Origin of the sequence: Dyella sp. (assembly GCF_036568765.1) — a bacterium.
Classification (GTDB): domain Bacteria; phylum Pseudomonadota; class Gammaproteobacteria; order Xanthomonadales; family Rhodanobacteraceae; genus GSA-30.
This window is the reverse complement of sequence record NZ_DATCRY010000075.1, coordinates 1-10,113: the sequence shown is the minus strand read 5'-3', so window position 1 is coordinate 10,113 and position 10,113 is coordinate 1. Positions and strand designations below refer to the sequence as shown.

8 protein-coding genes are annotated in these 10,113 nt (G+C 62.5%); 2 read left to right on the top strand and 6 right to left on the bottom strand.

Annotation, left to right across the window (positions count from 1 at the left end; translation table 11 throughout):
* The 4 genes from VIM98_RS05745 to VIM98_RS05730 form a co-directional block, all read right to left on the bottom strand.
* On the bottom strand, nt 1-580 hold a 580-nt coding region (locus VIM98_RS05745; protein WP_331992138.1), incomplete at its 3' end, for an alpha/beta hydrolase.
* A complete protein-coding gene (locus VIM98_RS05740; protein ID WP_331992137.1) occupies nt 577-1,692 on the bottom strand; it encodes an alcohol dehydrogenase catalytic domain-containing protein in 1,116 nt (371 codons plus the stop codon). The genes VIM98_RS05740 and VIM98_RS05745, both read right to left, overlap by 4 nt.
* Entirely contained in the window at nt 1,689-2,543 is an 855-nt protein-coding gene (locus VIM98_RS05735; protein WP_331992136.1) for a phytanoyl-CoA dioxygenase family protein, read from the bottom strand. The genes VIM98_RS05740 and VIM98_RS05735 overlap by 4 nt, the downstream gene beginning before the upstream one ends.
* 71 nt (nt 2,544-2,614) lie before the next feature.
* Nucleotides 2,615-4,087, bottom strand: coding sequence for an MFS transporter (locus VIM98_RS05730; protein ID WP_331992135.1), 1,473 nt, complete (start codon nt 4,085-4,087; stop codon nt 2,615-2,617).
* A gap of 165 nt (nt 4,088-4,252) precedes the next feature.
* On the opposite strand from VIM98_RS05730, the gene VIM98_RS05725 reads away from it, so the two are divergent.
* Both VIM98_RS05725 and VIM98_RS05720 read left to right on the top strand, forming a co-directional pair.
* Nucleotides 4,253-5,113, top strand: coding sequence for a hypothetical protein (locus VIM98_RS05725; RefSeq protein WP_331992134.1), 861 nt, complete (start codon nt 4,253-4,255; stop codon nt 5,111-5,113).
* Nucleotides 5,114-5,146: 33 nt separating this feature from the next.
* Complete coding sequence (locus VIM98_RS05720; protein WP_331992133.1) at nt 5,147-6,292, top strand: hypothetical protein; 1,146 nt, start codon at nt 5,147-5,149, stop codon at nt 6,290-6,292.
* 44 nt (nt 6,293-6,336) lie between these two features.
* Here the strand turns inward: VIM98_RS05720 and VIM98_RS05715 are convergent, their stop codons facing one another.
* Both VIM98_RS05715 and VIM98_RS05710 read right to left on the bottom strand, forming a co-directional pair.
* Nucleotides 6,337-7,008: a hypothetical protein gene (locus VIM98_RS05715; protein WP_331992132.1), complete on the bottom strand. Its 672-nt coding sequence runs from the start codon at nt 7,006-7,008 to the stop codon at nt 6,337-6,339.
* 46 nt (nt 7,009-7,054) lie between these two features.
* A complete protein-coding gene (locus tag VIM98_RS05710) occupies nt 7,055-10,069 on the bottom strand; it encodes an efflux RND transporter permease subunit (protein WP_414650195.1) in 3,015 nt (1,004 codons plus the stop codon).
* Nucleotides 10,070-10,113 lie beyond the last annotated feature (44 nt).

The window sequence follows — 10,113 nt, the reverse complement described above, 5'->3', positions numbered from 1 at the left end:
CGCTTCGATCGGCCGGTGCGTCGCTCCAATCATGCAGGCTTTCTTCGATCAGGGCATCCAGCTGGGCGATCTCGGTGACCGCGGACAAGGCCGCGGCGGCAGTAATGCGTGCCGGATACTTGCCAGCCAGGCGCAGTGCGGCGAAGCCTCCCATGCTGAGGCCGGCCAGCAGCAAAGGCGAACGTTCGGTACATTCGGAAATCAGAGAGCAGGCGAGGGCCGGCAACTCGTCGATGATCCAGCGTTCGGCGTCGTGATCGGCGTGCGCAACATAACCCGAGCCGTCGCCCCACAGTCCATCGGAAGGCATCAACAGGGCCAATGGCGGTAGTGCGCCCGCGTCGATCAGGCGCATGGCAGTCACGTGAGCCGCACCTTTCAGCGCCCAGGCCCAGTGGGAACCGTATACCCCATGCAGTAACACCGCGACAGGCAGATCGTTGGCATTCTCGGCCTGCGTTGGCACGAACAGCGTGACATCGGCACGTCGTCCTAAAGCGGCGCTCTTTACGGTGGCAAAGCGCAAGCCAACCGTGTCGATGTGCGGATCGGAGGCTTCGACGGTGCGGAATGCGTTCATGCGATGCGTAGTACGACCTTGCCGGCACGACCGTCATGCATGTCGGCAAACGCGCGCTCCAGTTCGTCCAGGCGATAGCGATGAGTTACCTGGTTGGCCAGATCGATGCGTCCTTGTGCGATCCAGTCGAACAGGCGCGGGAAATCGCGTGCCGGAACGCAGCCACCGTAGAGCGGTGCGATATAGCGCTTGTTCCAGAACAGGCGTGGCAATTCCAATGTCGCCGGGCCGTGCGCGCCGCTTACCTGAAGGGCATTGCCGCCATGGCGCGCCATGTGCAACGGGAGGAAAGCCAGATCGGCGACGCCTGTGGCTTCGAAGGCATGATCCACGCCGCGCGACACGATATCGCGCACGGCGGCGATCAGGCGTTCGGCACGCGGATCGTCGCTTTCGGCCAGTAATGTGTGAGTGGCACCCATGGCGCGCGCGCGAGTTAAGCGGCTGCGCACACGGTCGATGGCGACGATCGTGCTCGCGCCCGCGATGCGCGCACCTTGGACGACATTCAGGCCGACACCGCCGCAACCGATCACGGCGACTGAATCGCCCGGCAGCACCGCGGCTACGTTCACTGCCGAGCCTACCCCTGTCATCACAGCGCAGCCCAGGATGCAGGCGAGATCCAGCGGCATGTCGTGGGGCAACGGCGTTATGGCTTCGGCACGAACCACCGTGTGATGGGCGAACGTGCCCAGATGAAATGCACGTTGCACCGGTTCGCCACGCAAGCGCGTGGCGCCGGTGTGTGCGCGGCTCGTTCCGAGGTGCGCTACATCGAGTTCATGCGTGCGTTCGCAGAGCGCCTCGGCCCCGAGATCGCACTGGAAACAATGGCCGCAAGGAATGGCCCAATTAAGCAAGACGGGTTGGCCGACGGTCAGGCCTTCCACACCATCGCCAATCTGTTCGATATATCCGGCGCCTTCATGGCCCATGACTAAAGGGCCGGCCCAACGCATGGAGGCATGATCGGTGTGGCAGACGCCGGCTGCGGCCATGGCCACACGCACTTCGCCGAAGTGCGGCGGTTCCACTTCGACGGTTTCCAGCGCAAAGCGGCCTTGGCCATTGGCGATCAGTGCAGGGCCGCGCAGCGTTCCCGCGTTCATGGCACATGCTCGAATAACACGGGATTCATCGGTGTATCGATGATCGCGCCGACCGCTGCGCCTGGGCACCAACGTTCCCAGTCGGAACGCTGCATGGCATTGACCGGTTCTTTGAGTACCATGTCGCGGTCCATGTAGATCACGGTCATGACAGAGCGCGGTGCGGTCGAACGATTCGCTCCGGCACGATGGAAAGTCCAGCCGAGATGGAAGCTGACTTCGCCCAATGCGAATGGCTCGTCCACGATACGAAACCCGTGGCGCTCCATGTTCGCCGTGATCTCGCGCTCACTCTCGTCGGAGATCTCCAGTTCGCGGCCGAATTCCACGTGCTGGCTGCCGGCGAAGAACGCCAGCGGCCCCATGTCTGCCGGCACCGCCTGCAGCGGCACCCAGGCGGTGACCGTGCGATCGCTATCGACCGGCCAATAGTATTGGTCGGCATGTGCTGGCGTTATGCCGCCACCTGGTTCCTTGTAGAGTGACTGGTCATGGTACAGACGAACGCCATCGACTTGCAGCAGCGCCGCCGCAAGCGCCGCGAGGCGGCGGCCAAAAACGAACTGGCGTACATGCTCGCTGTTCTCCCATAGATTCATGATCTGCAGGAAAGCCCGGTCGTACGTGCTTCGTTGTTCCAATGGCAGCGTCTGCGTGTTCAGTGCAATCGTCAGGCGGGTGATCTCGGCGCCGTAATGGGCCAGTTCCGCAGCATTGAAAACGTCCTTGAGCCGGATGAAGCCATCGCGGCGGAACGCGTCGATCTGTTGCGAGGTAAGCGGGTAGGGTCGGTCGAGATCGATCGTCACGTGCTGCCAATCCGCGCATACCGGCGGCTTGCCGGCTTCCATGCCATGCTAGGCGGCGAGCCGGTCGCGTGCAGCCATGCCCCGTGCCCAGATGCGAGTGCGTACTATCGGATTCATGACCTGGCGATGCGTACCTTCAAGGTGCACAAGGCGGCCAGGAGCAGGCTCAAGCCCCCCAGGGCGAGAGCACCGATCGGCTTGCCGTCGAACCATAGCGTGAGCAGCGCACCGAGCACGCTGGCGGCAACCAACTGCGGGATCACAATGAAGAAATTGAAGATGCCCATATACACGCCCATTTTGGCGGCGGGCAACTGGTCCGAGAGCATGGCGTAGGGCAGCGAGAGGATCGATGCCCAGGCCGCGCCGATACCAAGCATGGGGAGAAGCAGCCATTCCGGGCGCCCGATCGATAAGAAGGCGAGCATGCCCACGCCACCGAGCGCAAGATTGATCGCGTGGCTGACGCGCGGCCCGAACCGGCGTGCCATCGGCGCGATGCCCAAAGCGGCCAGTGCGGCGAAGCCGTTGTAGACGGCGAAGAGCACGCCGACCCAGTTGGCGCCTTCGTTGTATACCTTCGAAGTGGGGTCGGCGCTGCCAAAATACGTATCGGCCACCGCCGCGGTAGCATAAATCCACAAGGCGAACATGGCGAACCAGGAAAACAACTGCACCCACGCCAGTTGGCGCATGGTCGAGGGCATCGTACGCAAATCGGCAAGCACGTGTGCCAGCATGCCGCGACTGCGTGTATGCGCTAGCCAGAGCAAGGCCAGGCCATAACCGAGCAAGGCGATCGAGAGCAGGTATAAAGACGGTTGCAAACCATAGTGCGCGACAGCCCAGGTGCCAGACGCGCCGGCTAGCGCCCAGGCGATGCCATCGCGTGTCGCTCCTCGTATCGCCGCCTCGTCGATGGCTGGCGGTTCGTGCAAGATCGGCGATGCCGGCGGGTCTTCGGGCGATGTCCATACCGTCCAGGCCACAGCGAGCAACAGCACCAGGCCGCCCGCGTAAAAGGAGAACCGTACGGTATCCGGGATCGTGCCTGCGGCAGCCTCATTGCTGATACCCAGGTGAGCCAGCAGCCATGGCAGTACCGATGCGATGACAGCGCCAATGCCGATAAAGAAGCTCTGCATCGCGTAGCCGAGCGGTCGCTGTACCGAAGGCAGGCGATCGGCGACGAAGGCACGGAACGGTTCCATCGAGATATTGATCGATGCATCCATCAACCAGAGCAACATCGCCGCGGCCCACAGCACCGAGGCGTGCGGCATGCCGAGCAAGGCCACTGTCGCCAGTATCGCGCCGCCGAGGAAATAGGGCCTCCGCCGACCCAGCCGCGTCCATGTACGATCCGAGCAGTAGCCTACGATGGGCTGCACGATCAGGCCGGTCACCGGTGCCGCGACCCAGAGTATCGGGATCTGGTCGAGCGGCGCCCCGAGGGTCTGGAAAATCCGGCTGACTTCCGCCGTTTGCAAGGCAAATCCGAACTGGATGCCCAGAAAGCCAAAACACATGTTCCAGATCTGGCCGAAAGCCAGTCGTGGCGGCCGGTGCTCAGGATGCGTCTTCATGCCTGTCCCGGCCCCGGCCGCATTGCCTGGCCACTTGCATAGTTTTTCGACTGCACGACTTTTGATCCGCTATCCTCGTAATGTTGCGCGTTATGTCACGATGGGCGACGCATGGCATGTTGCAGTCGCAACATGATCGCGTGGGACTTATGGGGGAGCGAGCTCATGAAATACGCATGGTTGGCGCTTTCGTTCGCCGCTGCCTGCGCTGCTGCAGCCGATGCGCCGGTGTCGGTCCAGGCGTGGACGCCGAAGGGTATTTCCAGCGATCTGTTCGAATCGCACGGTGCTTTCGATCCGAACACCGGCGACTTCTATTTTGTGCGCAGCTCCAAATCGTTTTCAGGCTGGCGCATCCTGCAATCGCATTGCAGCGGCGGCAGATGGTCGACACCGTTGCCGCCGTTGTTCGCAGGCCCTGGGCTGGAGGCCGATCCGTGGTTCACGCCGGATGGGCATAGCCTGTATTTCATTTCGACGCGCGCTACCGGCGCCATGGTGAGCAAGGATCTCGACATTTGGCGCGTCGATCGCGATGCTGGCGGTCATTGGGGCAGGCCAGTGCGCTTGCCCGAGCCGGTCAACTCCGATGCCGCCGAATGGTTTCCACGCTTCGGTAAGGACGGCTGGCTGTACTTCGGTTCCAATCGGCCGGGCGGATTGGGCAAGAACGATATCTGGCGTGCACGCCAGGATGCATCGGGCCGGTGGACGGTCGAGAATGCCGGCCCTGCGATCAATACAACGGGCGACGACTACGAGCCATTGCCGTCGCCGGACGGCAAGCGAATGATCCTGATGGCGGATGGCGGCTTGTACGAATCGCAGTTGGGCGCGCAAGGCTGGTTGCCACGTGTCAAACTGGGGCCGGCGATCGATGTCAACGGCAGCGAAATCGGCGCGGCATTCTCGCCGAGCGGAAAGACATTCCTGTTCGCGCGCGACACCGGCGAGCCGAAGTCGGGCGAGTTTTTTGTGTGGCATATCGAAGGCAATGAAGCTTGGCCGCCGGTCTGCAAGGTATGAAGCAGGCCATCGGAAGGCGCCATCGGGGGGTGCATGAAATCGCAAACCATGGGTAGTAGATGGAGCCGTGTCGCGCTTTTGGCCTTGTTGCTTGCGCTATTGATTGCCGCGTTGGTCGATCGCGCCTGGGAGTCGCGCTCCACGGCTGCACCGGTCATGGATCGCTCCGCCGCCACCTACGAAGCCTTCGTGGCGGCGACGTACCGGGTCGATGGTGTCACCGATCCGCTGCAATTCTGCCTGCAATTCCCCGATCCTCCCGGCAGTCACTGGGATACCGACACCACCGCGGCATATTGCAGAATGCGGTTTCGTGGGGCGCTGTCGCTGAGCGATATCGATACGCAGTTCCGTCAAGGCCATGCGGCAGCTGTCGATCGTTACTTCCAGGAAGCCATGGATACGCAACTGCACGACCCATCGCAGCCCGGCGCACTGGATGCCGCTTTCGAAATGGCTGGATTCTTCAAGGCCAATGACGAAGCGCGCAAAATCATCGATCGTTGGAAGCAGCTCTCGCCGGGCAGCTCATTTGCTCTGGCGGCCAGTGGTATGCAGTACGTCGCCGCCGCTCAGGCTGCGCGTGACGACAATCCGGCACAGGACTTGCGGCAACCGCTTGCGCTTGCACGCGCCGACCTCGATCGTGCGGTCGTTATTGCACCGAACATGACGCCAGCCTATGCGGCTATGCTTCGCTTGGGCGCGCTGGCCGGGGACGAGCGCTATGCATATCAAGTGACGCGCAACGCGTTGAGGGTCGGTCCGGATAACTATGCTATACGTGTGGAGCTGGCCAACTTGGCGCAACCGCGCTTCGGTCGCTTGTTCGGTGGCGAACGAGTAGTGCAGAAGGAGGCTGAACAACGGTCGCAAGACAATCCGCTGTTGCGTATGGCGGCTCAATTGCCGGCGATTCATCGCGCCACTTGCGATTGCGGCGATTCGCCCGCCGAACGAGTGGGCTGGGCAGTGCAGGCCAGCGACCGCAGCATCAGTGCTGGCGATCTGGCGCTATTGGCAAATCGAGTACGCGACGTGGCACCGAGGTTGGCTATCGAACTTTATTCCGAAGCGTTGCGTTTTGATCCTGGCGACAGCGATTCGGCGCGTTCTCGTGCCGCATTGATGGCGAAGCTCAGTGCGATTTCTGCCCCCGACCAAAGCTTGTCGCGCTAGTAGAGAGTGAAGAGAAGCGAGGGAAGAAGCACTGACGCAAAGCGTTATGAATGATGCGACGAATCGTCTGTCTCGCCGCGCACACCAAGGCCCATTCCCAGGCCGCCGCCACCCATTCCATCTCCGTTGCCGCGCCCACGGCCGGCGCCTTCCTTGTTCCCGTCGCCTTTTCCGCCGGCGCGCCCACCTGGAGGCCGGGCGGGGCCCTGCATAGGGATGGACAGGTGCATGGGTACCGGTTCCAGATCGAGCACTCTCCGGATAAACGTACGCAACGAGATCACCAACTCGGCCGTATGTACCGGTCGCCCATGTGCCAGTTCGTCGGCGGCCTTGGCCGCCAAGGCGACTTGCTCTTCCGTACCGAGGAGGATGACATCCGAGAGCGCGGCCTCCACCGCGTCGCGAATTCGCCGGGGGCGATCGGATCCCGGTGCGCCTTCTGTCGACGCCTCCGCTTCCTCGGAACGCAGCCGTAGGTCGCGAAGATGCGTCGGGTCTACCGCCAGGTCGCCGGTAAACGAACCGCCGAGAACTTTGTATGCCGCGATCAGCGTGCGCAGTCGCTCATTGATCTGACGATTTTCACGCTCGCGTCGTTGCTGCACCGTCTGCATCAGTACCAGACGCATGCCGACCATGATCAGGGTGACCAGCGTCAAGCCGATCATCGTCGTGAGTAGAGCCTGCCAGGAGCTGAAGTCGAGACCACGCATCGAATGTCCTTGCCACGGTCGGGATAGGACAAGGTTACGCTCTTTCTCACTGACGTGGCCGTTCCCATAACGCGAGCACCGCTGGCATGGCCAGCAATACCAGGGGATACTGCAGCAACAGGCCGGCCATGATGGCGATCGCCAGGGGTTGTTGCATGCCAGCGCCCGGGCCCCATGCCAACGCCAATGGCGCCAGGGTCAGCATGGCGGCAAGTGTGGTCATGGTGATGGGGCGAAGGCGGTCCACGCTGGCTGCGCGCAGGGCAGCACGTGTGTCCATATGCTCGGCCAGCATCCTGTATTCGGAGACATAGAAGATCGCCATCTCGGTGCTCATGCCGACGACCATGGTCATGCCCATCATGGCTGTCACGTTGAAATCTACGTGGCAAAGCCAAAGCGCGACAAACACGGCACTGGACGAAAGCAACGCCGAACCCATGATTGTCGTGGCCAACCGCGCACGTTGGTAAAGCACAAGGAGTAGCACGAATTCGGCCGCCAGCGCGATGCCAAAGACCCTAGCCAGACCGATAAACGCCGTTTGTTGCTGTTGGTAGAGTCCGCCGAGTTCGTAGCGTACTCCCGCTTCGAGCACGCCGTTTCGCGCCAGTGCGGCGCGAACATCGGCGATCGCGGCACCCAGGCCCCGGCCCTCTATACGGGCCGTGACCGTTGCCATCGGTTGCAGGTTTTCGCGTGATATCTGCGGCTGGCCGGTCACGGTGGTCAAGCTCGCTACGCGACTCAAGGCGAAGACGTGCCCGTCGGTGGCGCGGATCGGCAGGGCGGCAATATCGGCAATATGCGCGTGCATGGCGCCCGGCATCTGTACGCGAACCGCGACTGCTTTGGTCGCCTGCGGCAATACCGTGGCGACGATGCCGGAAAGTGCGGCCGATATGCTTTGCCGCACATCTTCGACGGTGACGCTTTCGAGGGCAGCCCTATCTGGGTCAATCGCGATGTCCAGCGCGTCGCCAGCCAACTGCACGCCGTTTTTGACGTCGACGATGCCGGGAATCGATGCGATGGCATCGGTCACCCGTTGTGCTTGCGCTTGCAGGCCAGCCCCATCGGCGGTGTAGAGCTTGATTTCGATCGGTTGCGGCACAGCGGTGAGATCTCCGATCAGATCCTCCATCAGCTGCGCCAACTCCACCTCGACGCCTGGTACGCTCTGTTCGATCCGCTCGCGTACATCGGCCATGACATCTTCAGTGTTGCGTGCGCGCTCGGGTTTAAGGCGTACGAAGAAGTCGCCGTGATAAGACTGTCCCAGATCGCCGCCTAAGCCGGTGCCCAGGCGACGCGAGAACGTGTCGACTTCCGGCATGCTCTTGAGGATATTTTCGACCTGCGCGATCTCGCGTTCGGTTTCAGGTAGCGACGTGCCGGGACGGGTGTAGTAATCCATGACGAAGCCGCTTTCGTCGACCGCTGGCATAAAACCGGTGGGTACTTGCCGATAGCCGATATAGCCCAACAAGGCCAGCAGCGCGACGCATACGATAAGTACGCGCGGCCGTTGCACCAGACGGTCGTACAGCCAGGCATGGACGCGGCGTAACGGATGCCGGTCGTGCAGGCCTGGATCGTGCCAGCGCTGAAAGTCGATCAGTTTCGCAGCGAGCGACGGTACGACCCAGGCGCTCATCGCCCAGGACACCATGAGGGTGCAGGCCATGGCGATCGACAGGGCTTTGGCGAAGGCGCCAGTAACACCATCCAGGAAACTCAGCGGAAGAAACACAATGAGCGTAGCGAGGCTCGAACCCGAGAGCGGCGGCAGAAACTCCTTCGCCGCGGCAAATACGCCGTGGGAGTCGGTTGTCGCCGAACTGCGCCGTGCGATGTGTTCGATCATGACGATGGCGTCGTCGATCACCAGGCCGACCGCAGCGGCCATGCCGCCAAGTGTCATAATGTTGAGGGTTTGCCCCGTCAGCCGCAGCAGCAGGCAGGCGATGGCCAATGCCGCAGGTGCGACCAGCAACGCGATCAGCGTGACACGGCTTGAGCGAAGGAACAACCAAAGTACCAGAGCGGCGAGCACCAAGCCGATCGTCACCGCATCGCGCACGCTATGTGCGGACGCCAATACCAGCTCGCTCTGATCGTACCAGTTCTTCAGCGTCACGCCCGGCGGCAACCGCATATCGGCCAGTCGCGCGCGCACGTCACGTGCCACCTGCACGGCGTTGCCGTCAGGTTGCTCGTAGACATTGAAAAGCACGGCGGCGCGACCGTCTTCGGCGACCTTTTGCCATTGCGGCGCGTAACCAGGCTTCACGGTGGCGACATCCGATAACTTGACCCAGCCGTGGGCCTGGGTTTTCAGCACGACCCGGCCCAGTGCATCGGCGCCGTCGAGCGTGTGGTGTGCCACGACAAGATAAAGTTTGTTGCGATCCTGGGAGCGCCCGACCGCCTGTAGTACGTTGGCACGGTTCAAGGCATCGGCGATATCCGTCAGCGTGAGGCCGTAGGACGCCAGACGGCCGGGATCGGCTTCGACGTGCCATTCGGCGGTTTCGCCGCCCTGCACATCCACGCGTGCGAGTCCAGGCACGGACGCCAACAGCGGTACGATCCGATAGGCCGCCAGATCGCGAAGGGCCACCGGCGACAGGCGTTCCGATTGCAGGGCATAAGAAATAATCGGGTAGACCGTCGGGTCCATGCGTCGCACGGCGTAACGCGTGCCGGCGGGCAGATCCGGCAGTGCCTTGGCGATCGCGGCGTCGATCGACAAGGTCGAGGCGACCATATCCCGTCCCCAGCCGAAATCGACGGAGATCTGCGCTGAGCCACGAGTGCTTTCCGAGCGCAGGCTGGCGACGCCTGGAACCGTGCGAATGGCTTCTTCCACGGGGCGGGTCAGCAGCAGCACGGTCTGGTCGGCCGGGCGGTCGCCAGCGTCGAGGTCAATCACCACGCGAGGAAAAGCTACCTGTGGAAACAGCCCGACAGGTAGCGATAGAGCGGCGACACAGCCAGCGGCAACGAGGGCAAGCAACAGCGTCGTCAGCGCAGCCGACTGCCGCGCCAGCCAGGGCATGCGTGTGTTCACTGTGCGCTGCCCCGTGGAGTTATCCGCACCGC

Excerpts from the sequence above, each read along its gene's own strand:
- VIM98_RS05740 (WP_331992137.1), bottom strand. The coding sequence starts at position 1,692 with ATGAACGCGGGAACGCTGCGCGGCCCTGCACTGATCGCCAATGGCCAA.
- VIM98_RS05735 (WP_331992136.1), bottom strand. The coding sequence starts at position 2,543 with ATGGAAGCCGGCAAGCCGCCGGTATGCGCGGATTGGCAGCACGTGACG.
- VIM98_RS05730 (WP_331992135.1), bottom strand. The coding sequence starts at position 4,087 with ATGAAGACGCATCCTGAGCACCGGCCGCCACGACTGGCTTTCGGCCAG.
- VIM98_RS05725 (WP_331992134.1), top strand. The coding sequence starts at position 4,253 with ATGAAATACGCATGGTTGGCGCTTTCGTTCGCCGCTGCCTGCGCTGCT.
- VIM98_RS05720 (WP_331992133.1), top strand. The coding sequence starts at position 5,147 with ATGAAATCGCAAACCATGGGTAGTAGATGGAGCCGTGTCGCGCTTTTG.
- VIM98_RS05715 (WP_331992132.1), bottom strand. The coding sequence starts at position 7,008 with ATGCGTGGTCTCGACTTCAGCTCCTGGCAGGCTCTACTCACGACGATG.
- VIM98_RS05710 (WP_414650195.1), bottom strand. The coding sequence starts at position 10,069 with ATGCCCTGGCTGGCGCGGCAGTCGGCTGCGCTGACGACGCTGTTGCTT.